Raw genomic sequence first — 15,784 nt, forward strand, 5'->3', positions numbered from 1 at the left:
AAGCCCCTTGCGGGACGTCGAGAGGGTCCGCTATACGGCCGCCTCTCGACGAGACGGATGCCTTCGGGTCCCGTTACGGAGTGCGGGCGTAGCTCAGTGGTAGAGCACAACCTTGCCAAGGTTGGGGTCGAGAGTTCGAATCTCTTCGCCCGCTCCAGTCGAACCAAGAGGCCCGGTCGTGAGACCGGGCTTTTTTGTTTTCTACGCCCGGGCTGCGTGAGTTTGCCAAGGTTGGGGTCGAGAGTTCGAATCTCTTCGCCCGCTCCAGTCGATTTGAAGAGGCCCGGTTTCGACCGGGCCTTTTTCAATTCCGCACCGTGCCGCGTGAGTTTGCCAGAGTTGGGGTCGAGCGTTGACCCTTTTCGCCCGCGCCTGTGTCATCAGTGGTCGCGGCACTCCAGGCGCGATTGCCCGCCGGACTCCCGCCCCGGAAGCGGACCTCAGCTGTGTCTGGGAGAGGTGGAGAGCGGACCCTAGGCTTACGAACTAACGGCCAATAGAGCGCGACCGATAGGCACTATCTCGCCTGAGGCGTCGAGGGCGAGGACCCTCGCGCCCCATGGTCCGTCCGAAGACTCAAAGCTTGTCGAGAGTCCGATAAACAGATTGCCTAAAACAGCGATCCCCGTGCGGTCTTGGATTGGCTCGCCTGTAAAAGCGAACTCGTAGGGATGGGATGTAATCTGTCCGATAGTCCACGTTCGGACGCTGACAAAATCGAGCTGAAAAGCTCGCCCGCGCAGATCAAACGTCGCCTCGTCGAATTCTTCGCTAAACGACAGCTGATATTGGCGTTTTGAGATCATGTCGGCTGAGGACTGCATCCTCGCAGGATGTGAAATGCCATGAATGTCCGCAAGGGGTCGCAGTGCGACTTTGGCGTACAGCTGAAAAGCGGACCTTCAAACAGGCCGACCGATCGGTGCGGGCTCGTTGACCGGATCATCCACGGCGGCGCTCCCGTCGATCGCCCGGCGGCCGGCGGCGAGACCGGGCTTTTTACCGCCGGCCTTCACCGCCGGGCTCCGGAATAGGGATTTCAGGAATTTATTCTTTCAGTGCCCTTGCGCAAGGTGGCCGGCCACCTATTTCCCAAACGGGTCTTTGACATCCGGCGTGGCCCGCCGACGCAATGTCCGCAACACGGCCTCGGTTGAACCGGCGCCGTTCAGGCAAGGGACTGATTTCATTGGCGGGGGAGGCGGATTTCGTCCGTTTCGTCCGTTTCGTCCGTTTCGTCAGGGTGTTTTTCGTCCGGACCGACGGACGAAACCGTCCGGCGCGGGGCGCGTCAGTCCTCGTGCGCCGCGTTCGGGTCGATCGCCTCGTCCACCAGCCTGCGCCAGTGGGGATCGGTGTCGTCGACCAGGTCGACGTCGTCCAGCAGGGCCACCACGGCGTCGCCGTCGGGCAGGATCAGGCCGAGGACCTCCATCGGCTCGCCGAAGGCCCCGGCGTGAACCTCCGCCTGCACCGCGACCGCCCCCTGTTCCCCGTCGTCGTCCCACCAGATGACCGGCTGGGGCAGGTCCATGTCGATGACCTGCGGGTCCTCTGAATCGCCGAGGGCGAACACCGCCCGGCGGGCCTGGACATCATCCAGGGTCGCGACCCGGCCGGTGAAGGGTTTCAGCCGCGACCAGTCGTCGGCGTCGAAGCCGCCGCCGTCTTCGGGGTCCAGATCATCGGGGCGCGGGTCGTTCGTCATTCCGCAGACTAGCGACCGGAGGCCTTCGGGATCAATCGAGACCGAGCGCCGCCTTGATCACGCGCCAGTCGATGTATTTGAAGTTCTGGGTGCCGACGTCGTTGACGTCGTCCTGGACGACCACGACCCCCTCGGGGAAGGCGTCCGAGACGCGGCCGCCCAGGGCCGCCAGACCGTCGGTGCCGGTGACCCCGTCCACGACCCCGTCCTCGACCACGAACCGGCCCTTGTACTCGGGGGCGGCACCGTCGATGCGCCAGACCGGGAAGGCGCTGTCGCCCTGGCTGGAGCCGATCAGATAGCGGGCCGCGCCGTCGGCGAGGACGGTCAGACCTTCCGCGTCGGCGACCAGTCGGTCGGTCTCGATCCCCTGGATCAGGGTGCGGGCGTCGCCCGAGGCCGGATCGAGGCCGTAGCGCCACAGGCCGACGTTCTCCTCGGCCAGATAGAGGGCGCCGGTCGCCTCGTCGGCGGCGCAGCCCTCGGAGATGGAGCCGATCTCGAATCGCCGGACCTCGCGCGAGACGGGCTGGCCGGCCGCGTCGGCGGTCAGGACGAACTGTCGCACCTCGCCTTCGTGCCCGACGAGGATGGCGTGGATCTCGGCGCCGCGACGGGCGAAGCAGAAGCCATAGGGCTCGACCACATCGGTGCGGATCGCGCCCCAGGGGCGGACGCCGTTCTGGCCGGTTCCGGCGGGGTCGAACAGATAGAGGGAGACGCCCTCCTTGCCGGGCGTCCGGTCGCTGGCGCCCAGCACCACCTGCGGACGGCCGGCGACGGCCAGGCCGTCGACGGCGTCGACATTGTTCAGCAGGCCCTCGGGCATGAACTGCAGCACAGCCCCGTCGAAGCCGTAGATATAGAGGCCGGCCTTCTTGTCGGTGCCGGCGACGAAGCCCGGAGTCTGTGTCCCCATGACCACGACCGGACGATTTCCGACCCAGACGGCCGGATCGTCGGCTGCGTCCTCGCCGCCGCCGGTGCCGACCGACGGGGTCTCCAGCGTCGCCTGGACCCGGACGCCCGCGCCGATCACGCCTTCGCCCTCGCCCTGGTAGTCGACCTCGTGGGTGGCGCAGCCGGCGAGCAGCAGGGCGGCGACGGCGGCGGTGCAGAGGGCGATCTGGCGCATGTCAAATCCTCGATTGTAAGGGCGTGGCGCGGCGGCGCAGACCACGTGGCAAACCGCCGGTCAAGCCCGTGCCACGAACCGTCACAAGGAGGCCTGGCGGTGATTTCACCGTCTACGGACGGATTGTCACATCACGTCCGACGAATCGCGACCGCAGCGTCGCACAAGCGTCGCCGTGACGTCGTCGCGGTGGCGTAGCAGCGAAATCCACAGCCGACGGCCCGGGGGGTCGATCGGACCATCGGGGATGTCTAAAATGAAACTCGCTCTTCTGCTGGGCGCCGCTGTGGCGCCCCTGCTCATCGGCAATGCCGCCTTCGCCCAGGATCAGGCCGCGGATCAGGTCGACGAAATCGTCGTCACCGGCCGCCGGCCGATCGCCGAATCCGAAGCCGCCGCGCTTCAGGTTCAGCGCAACTCCGACAGCCTGGTCAGCGTCGTCGCTTCTGACGCCGTCGGCCGCCTGCCTGACCAGAACATCGCCCAGGCCATCGCCCGCGTGCCGGGCGCCGCGGTCGAGAGCGACCAGGGCCAGCCCCGCTATATCTCGCTGCGCGGCGCGCCCAAGAACTGGACGACCCTGTCCATCAACGGCATCGGCATCGTCAGCCCCGAGGGCCGCGACACCCGTTACGACAGCCTGCCTTCGGCCATCGCCTCGCAGATCGTCGTCAACAAGGCCGTGACGCCGGACATGAACGGCGAGACCATCGCCGGCAACATCAACATCATCACCCGGTCGGCCTTCGACTATTCGGGCCTGCACGTCGCGGGCAAGGCCGGCGCGGGGATCGTCGAACTCGGCGATCGCAACGAGTACGAAGGCCAGCTGGTGGTGTCGGACCGTTTCGACACCGGCATCGGCGAGATCGGCATCCTGGCCTCGGGCTCGTACTACGAGCGCAACATGGTCACCGACAACTATGAGATCGACTGGGAAATCGTGCCCCAGGACGTCCAGCCCAGCGGCGGCGGAAACCGCCTGTGGGCGCGCGAGACCGAGAACAAGCTCTATCGCCTGACCCGCACCAACTATTCGCAGTCTGGCCGTCTCGACTGGCGTCCGAACGACACGAACCGGGTGTTCTTCGAGTCCATCTTCACCACCTTCCAGGACGACGAGGCGCGCGACAACTTCCTGTTCGACACGGACGATCGCCAGGCCGACCCCTCGGTCCCGCCGCGCTCGGCCGCTGCGCCCTGCACGGTCGTGCCCACGGGCATCGTGACCAACACCGGCTATGCCGACAGCTGCATCGGCAACACCTCGCTGGTCGGCACGGTCTACGGCATCGACATCAACCAGCGCGCCACCCTGCGCGCCTACGAGCAGTCGATCTTCACCAACACCCTGGGCGGCGAGCATGAGATCGGCGCCTGGAACCTGGACTGGCGCCTGAACTTCACCCGCTCGATCGACGATCGTTCGGTGGTCGGCGAAGCCCGCTACGAAAGCCCGTCGACCCGTAACCTGCGTCCGACGATCTTCTACGACTTCACCAATATCGACCGCCACAACATCGAACTCTACAACACGATCACGACCGGAACGGGCGCGGCCACGACCTACAGCCGCGGCGCCCGCGTCACCAACATCGACGACTTCCAGCGCAACCTCACCCAGCTGACCTCGCTGCGCGCGATCGACGAGACCGAGGCCTACACGGGCCGCTTCGACGCCAGCCGCGATCTGACCCTGTTCGGCGCCGATGCCCGCGTCACCCTCGGCGGTCAGTACGACCAGCGCACGAAGGAATCGAACGAGAGCCAGATGGCCCTGACCACCGCCGCCCAGTTCGCGGCGGCCGGGGTCTCGACCACCTATCTGCCGGTCTCGCTCAGCACGCCCTTCAAGGGCAAGATTCCGCTGGGCTACACCTTCCGCTACTTCGACCTGCAGGCCATGCGGGACCAGGTGTCGCGCGCTGCGGCTCTCAATCCCTACAACCCCGTCACCGCCAACTTCTACAATGTCGAGGAACAGGTCGCGGCGGCCTACGGCATGGTTCGCCTCGGCTACGACTGGGGTTCGGTCCTGGCCGGCGCCCGCGTCGAGCGCATCACCAACACTGGCCAGGCGATCGTCGCCCTCGCCGGCGTCAACACCCGGATCGAGGTCGAGAACGAGCAGACGCTGGTCTATCCGAGCCTGCACGTGAACTACGACATCGACGAGGACCGCAAGCTGCGTCTGTCCTTCTCGACCGGCGCGGCGCGTCCCGACTACGACCAGCTGCGTCCGAACTTCACCTTCAACGACGCCAACCAGACCGTGTCGGGCGGCAACCCGGACGCCAAGCCGGAACGCGCTTACGGCGTCGACGCCTACTATGAATGGTACGTCCAGCCGCAGGGCTTCTTCTCGGCGGGCCTGTTCTACAAGCGGGTCGAGGACGTGCTGTTCACCGATACGCGCGTGTTCAACTCGACCGTCCTGAACACCACGGGCACGGATCGTTCGCAGTATCGCCTGTCGACCCTGGTCAACGGCGGCGAAGGCTACATCTGGGGCTTCGAGGGCGCCTTCCAGCTGCAGCTGGATCCCTATGTTGAACAGCTGGAACTGCCGGAATGGATGGGCGGCTTCGGCTTTAACGTCAACGTCACCGCCAACCAGAGCCAGGCCACCGCGCCGGACGGCTCGCGGGTGTCGCTGCCGAACACCTCCGACGTCGTCTATAATCTGGCCGGCTACTACGAGAAGTACGGTCTGTCGGCTCGCCTGAACTTCCGCAAGCGCACGGCCTGGCTCGACGCCTATGGTCCGGTCGTGGACGGCGGTTCGACCTACTGGGCCGCAGATGACGAAATGGACGCTTCGGTCCGTTATGCGGTCACCGACAACTTCGAGGTCTATTTTGACGCCTCGAACCTGACCAACACTCCGGGCCGCCGCTACTCGCGCGAAAGCCAGTACACGATCGAGTGGGAACGGTTCGGCCGTCGCTTCGACGCGGGAATCCGCTTCAACTTCTAGGGCGGCGAACGCCTCAAGACGGGAAGGGCCGGGCGGCGATGCCCGGCCCTTTTTGCCGTCTTCGGCAGTCGTTCACCGGGATCGCGCGAATGCGACTGGACCCGCGCCGGGTCTGGCCCTAACCGGCTTGGGTCCGCGACGGCGCGGGGCTTGCAGGCGTCGGTCCGAACACTCTGACCCGTGCCAAGACAGGAAGACCGAACATGTTCATGGAAGGCGACATCGACTGGGTCCTGGTGCTGGGCGTCGTCGCCGCCGTGACCTCGGTCGTCGCCATCCTGGCGGTGATCTTCGCGGTGACCCACCGGACGCGCCAGGTCTCGACCTCGGACGAGCTGGGGGCCGTGTCCAAGGCCCGGGAGGCGGCCGAGACGCGGCTCTACGAGACCCTGAACGCCATCCCTGTCGCCTTGGTCCAGACCGACCGCGGCGGCAAATTCGTCTTCGCCAACCGCGCAGCGCATCAGTTGATGGGGCGCCGTGACGCCGAGCTGATCGGCCTGCGATTCCACTCGGCGACCTGGGGCATCACCTATCCCGACGGCCGTCCGGTCCCGCCGGACCTGCTGCCGAGCGCGCGCGCCCTGCGCGGCCAGACGGTCAAGGGCTTCCAGCACATCCTCGCCAACCCGTCGACGCGCCGGAAGATGCTGGTCTCGGTCACGGCCATGCCGATCGAGGACGCCCACGGCCAGATCATCGGTTCGACCGCCGCCATCGTGGAGACCGAAGGCCTGACCACGCCGGAAGTCCTTCCGCCCGAGAGCGCGCCGGTCGCGACCCATGACGACCTGACCCGTCGCGTGTTTGAGGCCGCTTCAAGCGCCCTGGTGGTGGTTTCCGCCCACGGCATCGTGCGCGAGGCCAATGCCCAGGCCCTGGCCCTGTTCGGGCGCACTCAGGACGTCATCGGCGCTGATTTCGCCGACCAGTTCCTCGGCGAGACCGAGCGGGTCGAGGGGCGCCAGACCCTGCGCGCGGCCATCCACGCCCGGCCCGGAGAGGCTGATCCGATCGTCTCGACGATGGGCGGCGATCATGGCGTCGCCTGGCGCATCCTGCCGCTCAATGCGCCCGGAGACCCGGTCGACGCCCTGCTGCTGGCTGGCGATGCGGCGGAGCCGATGATGGCGATCGAAGCGGACCCGGTGGTCGCCGTCGAGGCGCTCCCGGAGCCCGCGTCCGAACCGGAGGCCGATACAATCCCCCCCGCCGGGCCGGTCGTCGACCTCGCGCCGGAACTCGAGGCCGCCGCCGCGCGCGAGGCGCAGCTGCAGGCCGAACTGGAGGCCGCGCGCGCCCAGGTCGAGGCCGAACGGGCCGAGGCCTTGCGTCTGGCTGAACAGGCGAGGGCGGAAATTCTGTCCCAGGTCGAGACGGGCAACGAAACCTCGCGCCGGCTGGAGAGCGTCGGACGTCTGACCGGCGGCGTGGCCCAGGACTTCAACGCCCTGCTCGCCGTCATGACCAGCGCGCTCGACATGATGCTCAAGACAGCCGACGACCCCGCCCGGGTGCGCCGTCTCGGTCAGGCGGCTCTCGCGGCCGGACAAAGGGGCGAGGCCCTGACCCGTCGCCTGTCGGCCTTCTCACAGGGCGAGGACGCCCATGCCCAGGTGCTGGACTGCGGTGTGCTGCTGCTGGCCATGGAAACGCGGTTGCGCGCCATGGCCGGTCCCGGTGTCGATCTGATGATCGAAGGGCCGTCTCATGAGGCCCTGGTCCGCGTCGATCCGGTCGGGTTCGAGGGCGCGGTCCAGGCCCTTGTCCGCAATGCGGTCGAGGCGCAAGGGGGCGCCGGGTCTGTCGCGGTCCGGCTGGAGGCCCTGGCCGACGGCGGGGCCCGGCTGACGGTGCGCGATACAGGCCCCGGGCTGGATGCGGCCACGGCGGCGCGCGCGCTCGAGCCCTTCTTCACGACCCGGGACGGCGCCGCGGGTCTGGGTCTGGCCCAGGTTCACGCCTTCGCCCGCCAGTCCGGCGGCGCCCTGACCCTGACGGGCGCTGAGGGAGAAGGCGCCGAAGCGACCCTGACCCTGCCGGCCGCCGAGGCGCGCATCGAAACCGCCGCCTGAGACACGTCTTCGCGCCTTGGCCTGCCTCTCTGGCATGCTAGATTAACGAACATCGTTTCCCGTCGTCCGGAGCCTGGCCATGAAGATCCTGCGGTTCGTTCTGGTCCTCGCCGTGATCGCCTATGCCGGCTGGCTGGCCTGGCCCTTCCTCTCCCCCTTCCTCGAGGGCGCCGAGCCCGCCGTGGCGACCCAGCGGGCCTCTGCCATGGTCGAGGCCGGCGGCGGTATCCCACAGGCCGTCTTCTGGATCGGGGCGGTCGTCCTGTATCTGATCGCGGCCATCATGCTGGGTTCGGGCAATCCCCGGGCGGCGGTCGCCTATTTCCTCGGCTTTCTCGCCGACGCCGCCCTTCGCCTGGCCATCGAACGCTCCGGCGCCGGCGGGCCGGCGAACGCCTCGATCCAGGCCGAAACCTACGCCGGCGGGGGCGAGATCGCCCGGCGCTCGGCCGAGGCGGTGGCTCCGGCCGGCCTGCCCCTCGATCCGACCTGGATTGTTCTGGGCGTTCTGCTGGTGGTCGGCCTGATCATCGTGGCTGTGTCACGACGGAGGGTGCGACGGCGCGCCCCCGGCCATCTCGCCGCGTGAAGGGACCCCCTCGCCGAACACGGCCTTGCTTCCCATCTACGCCACAGCGGTTGACCCGTCCGGGTCAGGCGCTAGGACAGCGGCCGACTCCCCGTCCGTGACCGATACAGAGGTTTCCATGGCAGACGCCGCCCCCGCCGCAACCGCTTTCTACGACGTCGTGATCATCGGCGGCGGACCCGGCGGCTACAATGCCGCGATCCGGGCCGGCCAGCTGGGTCTGAAGGTCGCCTGCGTCGAGAAGGGTCAGACCCTCGGCGGCACCTGCCTGAACGTCGGCTGCATGCCGTCGAAGGCCCTGTTGCACGCCTCTGAACTGTTCGAGATCGCCAACAAGGAGTTCGGCACGCTCGGCATCGACGTGGGTACGCCCAGGGTGAACCTGCCGCAGATGATGAAGCAGAAGGCCGAAAGCGTCACAGCCCTGACCAAGGGGATCGAGTTCCTGTTCAAGAAGAACAAGGCCGACTGGATCAAGGGCACGGGCAAGATCGCAGGTGCGGGCAAGGTCGAGGTGACCGCCGCCGACGGAACGGTCACGACGCTGACGGCGAAGGATATCGTCATCGCCACGGGTTCTGAGCCCACCCCGCTTCCGGGCGTGGACTTCGTCGAGGGCAAGATCATCGATTCCACCGGGGCCCTGTCGCTCCCGGCGATCCCGAAGAAGATGATCGTGATCGGCGCAGGGGTGATCGGACTGGAGCTGGGCTCGGTCTGGCGTCGCCTGGGCGCCGAGGTCACGGTGGTCGAGTTCCTCGACAAGGTCGGCGCCGGGATGGACGCCGAGGTCGCGACTGCCTTCCAGCGCGGCCTGACGAAACAGGGCATGATCTTCAAGATGGGGACCAAGGTCACCTCGGCGAAGGCGGCCAAGGACGGTGTCGTCCTGACCCTGGAGCCGGCAGCCGGCGGCGCGACCGAGACCCTGACCGGGGACGTTGTGCTCGTGGCCATCGGCCGTCGTCCCTATACGGCGGGCCTGGGCCTCGAGAGCGTCGGGATCGAGACCGACAAGCGCGGCTTCCTCAACAACGACCACCTGAAGACCGGCAAGGACGGCATCTGGGTCATCGGCGACGTGACCCACGGCCCGATGCTGGCCCACAAGGCGGAAGAAGAGGCCGTCGCCGTCATCGAATACATCGCGGGCAAGGCGGGTCACGTCGACTACGACCTGGTCCCCAGCGTCATCTACACCGGACCGGAAGTGGCCTGGGTCGGCAAGACCGAGGAACAGCTGAAGGCCGCCGGCGTCGCGTTCAGGAAGGGCAAATTCCCCTTCACCGCCAACTCGCGCGCCAAGATCAACCACGAGACCGAGGGCTTCGTGAAGGTCCTGGCCGACGCCGCGACCGACAAGGTCCTGGGCGTGCATATCTTCGGCCCTGCGGCGGGCGAACTGATCGCCGAGGCCTGTATCACCATGGCCTTCGGCGGCTCGTCGGAAGACATCGCCCGCACCTGCCATGCCCACCCGACCCGCTCGGAAGCCGTAAAACAGGCGGCCATGGGCGTCGATGGCTGGACGATGCAGGCCTAAGGGTGGACCTCGGCCTCACCGGCAAGAGGGCCCTCGTCTGCGGGGCCTCCAGCGGCCTCGGTCGGGCTGTCGCCGAGGCCCTGGCGGCGGAAGGCGTCCATGTCGCCCTGCTGTCGCGCGATGCTGCGAAGCTGCAGGTCGTGGCCGACGGCATCAATGCCGCGGCGAGCGGCCGGGCCGTGGTCGTGCCCGCCGATCTGGCGGACCATGCAGGCCTGCTGGCGGCGGTCGATACGGCCGAGGATCTGCTGGGCGGACCGATCGAGATCCTGCTGAACAACACCGGCGGGCCGCCGCCTTCGGGCGTGGCGGGGCTGGACCCGGATCTGTGGCGGGCCCAGTTCGAATCCATGGTGCTGTCGGTCTTTCGTCTGACCGACCGGGTCCTGCCCGCCATGCGGGCTGCGGGCTGGGGACGGATCCTGAACGTGGCGTCGTCCACCGTGATCGAACCGCTCGGGATCCTGGGCGTGTCCAACACCCTGCGGGCCGGGGTGGCCGCCTGGGCCAAGACCCTGGCGACCGAGGTCGCGGCCGACGGGGTGACGGTCAACACTCTGTTGCCCGGTCGTATCGATACGCCGCGCGTTCAGAAGCTCGATCAGGCCCGGGCCGAACAGACCGGCGTCACGGCGGAAGCGGCCCGGGCGACGTCGGTCGAGAGTATTCCCGTCGGGCGGCTGGGCGATCCGGCCGAGTTCGGGGCCGTGGCGGCCTTCCTCGCCAGTCCGAAGGCGGCCTATGTGACGGGGTCCCTGATCCGCATCGACGGCGGAGCCATCCGGGCGATCTGACAAGGGTCGCGGCTGTTCCGGAATTCAGCCTCAGGGTGTAGACTGACACTCTGAACGGAGGTCCCGATGCTGTCGATGCTGTTCCTTCTCGCCGCCGCGCCCCAGTCGGTGATCCCGCCGATGCCGCCGGCGCCCCTCCCCGGAGCGCAGGGCGCCATGCGCGTCTTTGGCCAGCCCGGACCCGGCTGCAACTCGCTGACGATGCCCACGAATGATCTGGACGGCGGCGGAAGCCTGCTGTGGCGAGAGGGTCAGGACCGGGTGGGCCATTACCTGTTGCTGGAGCGGCGAGTGAACGGCTGTTCGGTCCCGATCGTCGTCAACTACCGTGTGCCGGGCTCGAACGCTGTCGGCCGTGAAGTCGGGCGCTCGACTCAGCGCTCGTCGACAATCATCCGCCCCTAGGCCCTTGGATGGGCCGCTGCGTAGGCGCCCAGCAGGTGGGCGGCGTCGACCGCGGTGTATTTCTGGGTCGTCGACAGGCTGGCGTGGCCCAGCAGTTCCTGGATGCTGCGCAGATCGGCGCCGGCGCCCAGCAGATGGGTGGCGAAACTGTGCCTGAGCGCATGCGGCGTGGCGCTGGCCGGCAGGCCGAGGCGGCCGCGTAGCTTCTGCACCGTGGCCTGGACATGGCGGGCGCCGAGCGGACCGCCGCGCCGGGCGCGGAACAGGGCGTCGGACGGTTGCAGCGGGAAGGGCTGGGCCGCCAGGGCGGCGTCGACCGCCGAACGAACGGCGGGCAGGACCGGGACGATCCGGGTCTTGCCGCCCTTGCCGTTGATGCGCAGGCTGTCGGGGAGGGGGACGTCGGCCCGGGTCAGGCCCAGTGCCTCCGAAATCCGCAGACCGCAGCCGTAGAGCAGGGACAGGACGGCGGCGTCGCGCAGGGCTTCCCAGGGCTCGGCGTCGGGGTCGAGGGCGGGTTCGGCCAGCAGGCCCCGCGCCTGATCGGCGGTCACCGGCCGGGGCAGGGACGGCTTGACCCGGGGGCCGCGCACGAGGGCCAGCTGGGGTGCAGGCGTGTCGCAGCGGCGATCGAGGAAGACGTGGAAGGTGCGGATCGCCGACAGGGTCTGGCTCAGCGAGCGGGCGTTCAAGGGATGATCGCCCGAGCGTCTCTCGGCGAGGTGGGCGCGCAGCTCGGCGGCGGTGACGGTTCCAAGATCGGCAAGGCTCTGGGGCTCGCCGCGATGGCGATCGAGGAAGGCGAGGTAGAGCCGGCCGATATGACCGTAGGCTTCCAGAGTCCGGGGCGACAGGCGGCGTTCGTGCGCCAGATGCTCGAGCCAGGCTGTGAGGGCCCCGGACGCCGTCAATTCAGGATGGGCCAACGCTCGGCCGTGCGTTCGACGACCCGGGCGATGAAGGCGACCAGTTCGCAGCCCATGCCCGGGGTAAAGCCTTCTTCCTCGGGCGAGGCGAAGGCGCAGAGGGCGGGGCGGGCTTCCTCGGGGCGTTCGCCGCCGAGGTGGGGGGCCATGCGGATCAGGGCGATCGAGCGGGCCTGGTCCGTCGAAGGGCCGAACAGGTCGAGGCCCTCGAACATCGGGCCCAGCCAGGTGAGGCCATGGTCGCCGAGCAGGGCGTCGACGCCGCCGACCTCCAGCCCGCGCCATCCGAAGGGCACGCCGCCGGGTTTCTCGATGGCGATGGCGGCGCCGGCCAGACCGAACCGGCCCTGGGCCACGGCGTCCAGCCTGCGGGCGAGGTCGGAGTGGTTGCGCGACTCCATCAGGTCCAGGGCCGCGACATGGGTCTGGGTCTGGGCGGCGAAATTGGCGCGGGCGACCGATTCGATCCGTTTCCTGGCGTCGGCCTCGCGCTCGGCGGCTTCCTCGAGCCGGGTCAGGGCGGCGCGGCCGAACTCGACGACGTTGCGGCCGTGCGGCTTCAGACCGACCTCTTCCAGCAGGGAGCGGTCGTCCAGAAGGGTCTGGGGATTGGCCTGCAGCCAGACGCGGACGTCGGGCCAGTGAAGCTCCCTCGAGCCCTGGTCCATGGCGGCGAACAGGTCTGCGGTCTGGTCCCTGGACGTCACGTCGGCGCTCCTCCCGGAACGCCGGGTCGTAAACTACAGGATGGAGCTCTTCTGTTGGTCGATCCTCTAGAGGATCGACTGGCCGGTCTTGCCCCAGTCCGCCAGGAAGGCATCAAGCCCCTTGTCGGTTAACGGGTGCTTGATCAGGGCCTTGAAAGTGTCGGCCGGCAGGGTGGCGGCGTCCGATCCGGCGAGGGCGGCGGCCGTGACATGGGCCGGGTGGCGCAGGCTGGCGGCCAGGATTTGGGTCTCGAACCCGTGGATGTCGTAAAGGGTCCGGATCTCTTCCAGCAGGTCCACCCCGACGGCGCCGTGGTCGTCGAGGCGGCCGACGAAGGGTGAGACGTAGGTGGCGCCGGCCTTGGCGGCCAGCAGGGCCTGGGCGGCGGAGAAGCAGAGGGTGACGTTGGTCTGGATGCCCTTGTCGGCGAAGGCGCGGGCGGCGCGCAGGCCGTCCCAGGTCAGGGGCAGTTTCACCACCACGTTCGGGGCGATGGCGGCGAGCTTGTCGCCCTCCTTGACCATGGTCTCGAAATCGGTGGCGACGGCTTCGGCGGAGATCGGACCCTCGACCAGGGCGCAGATTTCAGCGATGACCTCGGCGATGTTGCGCCCGGACTTTGCGATCAGCGTGGGATTGGTGGTCACGCCGTCCACCATCCCGGTGGGCAGCATGTCCTTGATGACGGCGACGTCGGCGGTGTCGAGGAAGAGTTTCATGAGCCGGGTTCTAGCTGAGCGGACCTGTCGGTGAAAGTCGCCTCGGTTCTGATTCCCCTGCCGGTGCACGAGGCCTTTGACTATGAGGTCAGCGAAGGCATGGATCTGGCGCGCGGCGATCAGGTCGCGGTCCCCCTGGGGCCGCGGCTGATGCGGGGCATTGTGGCCGAGGTGCGGGAGACCACGGGGTCCAACCGGCGACTGAAGGCGGTCGAGGCGAAGCTGGACGATCCGCGCCTGCCGCCGGGGACGGTGGACTTCGTCGAATGGGCGGCCCGCTGGACCCTGAGCCCGCCGGGAGAGATGGCGGCGACGGCCCTGAAGGGCCTTCGAGCCCCGAGGCCCCGGCCGGAGCGGCGGCTGCGGCACGTCGGGGATCGGGTCCCGGCGAGACCGACGGCCGGACGGTCTGCGGTGCTGGAGGCGCTGGGCGCGGCGGCGATGCCGGGGCCGGACCTGGCCCGACGGGCGGGGGTCTCTTCGGCGGTGGTCAAGGGGCTGGTGGACGAGGGAGTGTTGGAGGTCATCGAGATCGAGGCCGAGGCGGCGTTCGACCGGCCCGATCCCGACCATGCCCCGGCGAGGCTGAATGCGGACCAGGGGGCAGCGGCGGACGCCTTGTCGGCGGCGACGCTGGCAGGCGGATTCAAGCCCTTCCTGCTGGACGGGGTCACCGGGTCGGGCAAGACCGAGGCCTATCTGGAAGCCGTGGCGCGGACGCTGAAGCGCGACCCCTCGGCCCAGATCCTGATCCTGCTGCCCGAGATCGCCCTGACCCAGGCGCTGATCGAGCGGATCACCAAACGGTTCGGGTCGGCGCCGGCGGAGTGGCATTCGGGCGTGGCCCCGCCGCGTCGGCGGATGGTGTGGGAGGCGGTGGTCGCGGGCCGCTGCAGCATCGTGGTCGGGGCGCGGTCGGCCCTGTTCCTGCCCTTCCCGAACCTGAAGCTGATCGTCGTCGACGAAGAGCACGACGGCTCGTTCAAACAGGAGGACGGGCTGGTCTATCACGGCCGCGACCTGGCCGTGGCCCGCGCCCGGATCGAGGGATCGGTGGTGGTCCTGGCCTCGGCGACGCCGTCGCTGGAGACTCTGTGGAACGCGCATCAGGGACGCTACGCCTGGCTGAAACTGTCGAGCCGGCACGGGGCGGCGGTCCTGCCCGAGATCAGCCTGCTGGACCTGAGGCAGAGCCCGCCCGACCCCCAGACCTGGCTGTCGCAGCCGCTGCGGGAGGCGATCGGGGAGACCTTGCTGGCGGGGGAGCAGACCCTGCTGTTCCTGAACCGGCGGGGTTATGCGCCGGTGGTGTTGTGCCGGGCCTGCGGGCACCGGATGACCTCGCCCGACACCGACAGCTGGCTGGTCGAGCATCGCTACACCGGACGGCTGGTCTGTCACCTGACCGGCTTTTCCATGGTGCGGCCGAAGCTGTGTCCGTCGTGTGGGGCCGAGGACAGTCTGGTTTCGGTCGGGCCGGGGGTGGAGCGGGTAGAGGAGGAGGTGCGCCAGCTCTTCCCCGAGGCCCGGACGGCGGTGTTCAGCTCGGACACCATTCCTGATCCGAAGGCGATGCGGGCCCTGATCCAGAGGATGACCGACGGGGAGATCGATATTCTGGTCGCGACCCAGGCGGCTGCCAAGGGGCACAATTTCCCGCATCTGACCCTGGTCGGGGTGGTGGATGCGGACCTCGGCCTGCGTGGCGGGGACCTGAGGGCGGCGGAGCGGACCTTCCAGCTGCTGACCCAGGCCACCGGTCGGGCGGGGCGGGCCGACAGGCCGGGCCGGGCCATCCTGCAGACCTGGACACCCGAGCATCCGGTGCTGATGGCGCTGGCGGCCGGGGATCGGGACGCCTTCGTCGAGGCCGAGATGGCTGAGCGGGAGGCGGCCTCCCTGCCGCCGCACGGCCGGCTGGCGGCGATCATCCTGTCGGGCATCGATGCGATGGCCGTGGAGAAGGTCGCCAACGACCTCGCGGCCGCGATCCCGAATGCGGAGCGGCTGGAGGTCTATGGGCCGGCCGACGCGCCCCTGGGGCTGATCCGGGGACGACGGCGCAAGCGGCTGCTGGTGCGGGCCGACCGGGATGTCGACCTGCAGGGGTTCCTGCGGTCCTGGCTCGGCCGGGTGAAGGTCCCGGGGTCGGTCAGGCTGACGGTGGACGTCGACCCCTACAGCTTCCTGTAGGCGCGACGGGGC

Annotated in this window: 12 protein-coding genes and 1 tRNA gene; 8 read left to right on the forward strand and 5 right to left on the reverse strand. The window is 68.6% G+C overall.

Annotation, left to right across the window (positions count from 1 at the left end; translation table 11 throughout):
• The first annotated feature begins 82 nt into the window (after positions 1 to 82).
• Positions 83 to 157, forward strand: a tRNA-Gly gene (locus Q0044_RS02335).
• Between the two features lie 1,134 nt (positions 158 to 1,291).
• Here Q0044_RS02335 and Q0044_RS02340 read toward each other — a convergent pair.
• Entirely contained in the window at positions 1,292 to 1,708 is a 417-nt protein-coding gene (locus tag Q0044_RS02340) for a hypothetical protein (protein ID WP_298159015.1), read from the reverse strand.
• Positions 1,709 to 1,739: 31 nt separating this feature from the next.
• The gene (locus Q0044_RS02345) at positions 1,740 to 2,843 is read right to left on the reverse strand and encodes a phytase (RefSeq protein ID WP_298159017.1); all 1,104 of its coding nucleotides are present in this window, start codon (positions 2,841 to 2,843) and stop codon (positions 1,740 to 1,742) included.
• Positions 2,844 to 3,099: 256 nt separating this feature from the next.
• Here Q0044_RS02345 and Q0044_RS02350 point away from each other — a divergent pair, with 256 nt between their 5' ends.
• The 6 genes from Q0044_RS02350 to Q0044_RS02375 all read left to right on the forward strand — a co-directional run bounded on the left by Q0044_RS02350 (position 3,100) and on the right by Q0044_RS02375 (position 11,226).
• Positions 3,100 to 5,820 (forward strand): TonB-dependent receptor, encoded by a 2,721-nt coding sequence (locus Q0044_RS02350; RefSeq protein WP_298159020.1) that lies wholly within the window; start codon positions 3,100 to 3,102, stop codon positions 5,818 to 5,820.
• A 203-nt stretch (positions 5,821 to 6,023) separates the two neighbouring features.
• Positions 6,024 to 7,895 (forward strand): PAS domain-containing sensor histidine kinase, encoded by a 1,872-nt coding sequence (locus tag Q0044_RS02355; protein ID WP_298159022.1) that lies wholly within the window; start codon positions 6,024 to 6,026, stop codon positions 7,893 to 7,895.
• A gap of 79 nt (positions 7,896 to 7,974) precedes the next feature.
• Entirely contained in the window at positions 7,975 to 8,484 is a 510-nt protein-coding gene (locus Q0044_RS02360; protein WP_298159023.1) for a hypothetical protein, read from the forward strand.
• A 118-nt stretch (positions 8,485 to 8,602) separates the two neighbouring features.
• Positions 8,603 to 10,027: a dihydrolipoyl dehydrogenase gene (gene lpdA, locus Q0044_RS02365; RefSeq protein WP_298159026.1), complete on the forward strand. Its 1,425-nt coding sequence runs from the start codon at positions 8,603 to 8,605 to the stop codon at positions 10,025 to 10,027.
• 2 nt (positions 10,028 to 10,029) lie between these two features.
• The gene (locus tag Q0044_RS02370; protein WP_298159028.1) at positions 10,030 to 10,821 is read left to right on the forward strand and encodes an SDR family oxidoreductase; all 792 of its coding nucleotides are present in this window, start codon (positions 10,030 to 10,032) and stop codon (positions 10,819 to 10,821) included.
• Between the two features lie 66 nt (positions 10,822 to 10,887).
• Complete coding sequence (locus Q0044_RS02375; RefSeq protein ID WP_298159031.1) at positions 10,888 to 11,226, forward strand: hypothetical protein; 339 nt, start codon at positions 10,888 to 10,890, stop codon at positions 11,224 to 11,226.
• Here Q0044_RS02375 and Q0044_RS02380 read toward each other — a convergent pair.
• From Q0044_RS02380 to fsa, 3 genes are all read right to left on the reverse strand, one after another.
• Positions 11,223 to 12,152, reverse strand: a complete 930-nt coding sequence (locus Q0044_RS02380; RefSeq protein WP_298159032.1) for a tyrosine recombinase XerC — start codon at positions 12,150 to 12,152, stop codon at positions 11,223 to 11,225. The two genes, Q0044_RS02375 and Q0044_RS02380, sit on opposite strands and share 4 nt — an antisense overlap.
• Positions 12,134 to 12,820: a DUF484 family protein gene (locus Q0044_RS02385; protein ID WP_298159528.1), complete on the reverse strand. Its 687-nt coding sequence runs from the start codon at positions 12,818 to 12,820 to the stop codon at positions 12,134 to 12,136. Before Q0044_RS02385 ends, Q0044_RS02380 begins: the two co-directional genes overlap by 19 nt.
• A gap of 105 nt (positions 12,821 to 12,925) precedes the next feature.
• Positions 12,926 to 13,579, reverse strand: coding sequence for a fructose-6-phosphate aldolase (fsa, locus tag Q0044_RS02390; protein ID WP_298159034.1), 654 nt, complete (start codon positions 13,577 to 13,579; stop codon positions 12,926 to 12,928).
• 30 nt (positions 13,580 to 13,609) lie between these two features.
• On the opposite strand from fsa, the gene Q0044_RS02395 reads away from it, so the two are divergent.
• Positions 13,610 to 15,772 carry a primosomal protein N' gene (locus tag Q0044_RS02395; protein WP_298159037.1) on the forward strand — a complete coding sequence of 721 codons (2,163 nt, stop codon included), beginning with the start codon at positions 13,610 to 13,612 and terminating at the stop codon, positions 15,770 to 15,772.
• Positions 15,773 to 15,784 lie beyond the last annotated feature (12 nt).

This window comes from Brevundimonas sp., from assembly GCF_027484365.1.
Classification (GTDB): domain Bacteria; phylum Pseudomonadota; class Alphaproteobacteria; order Caulobacterales; family Caulobacteraceae; genus Brevundimonas.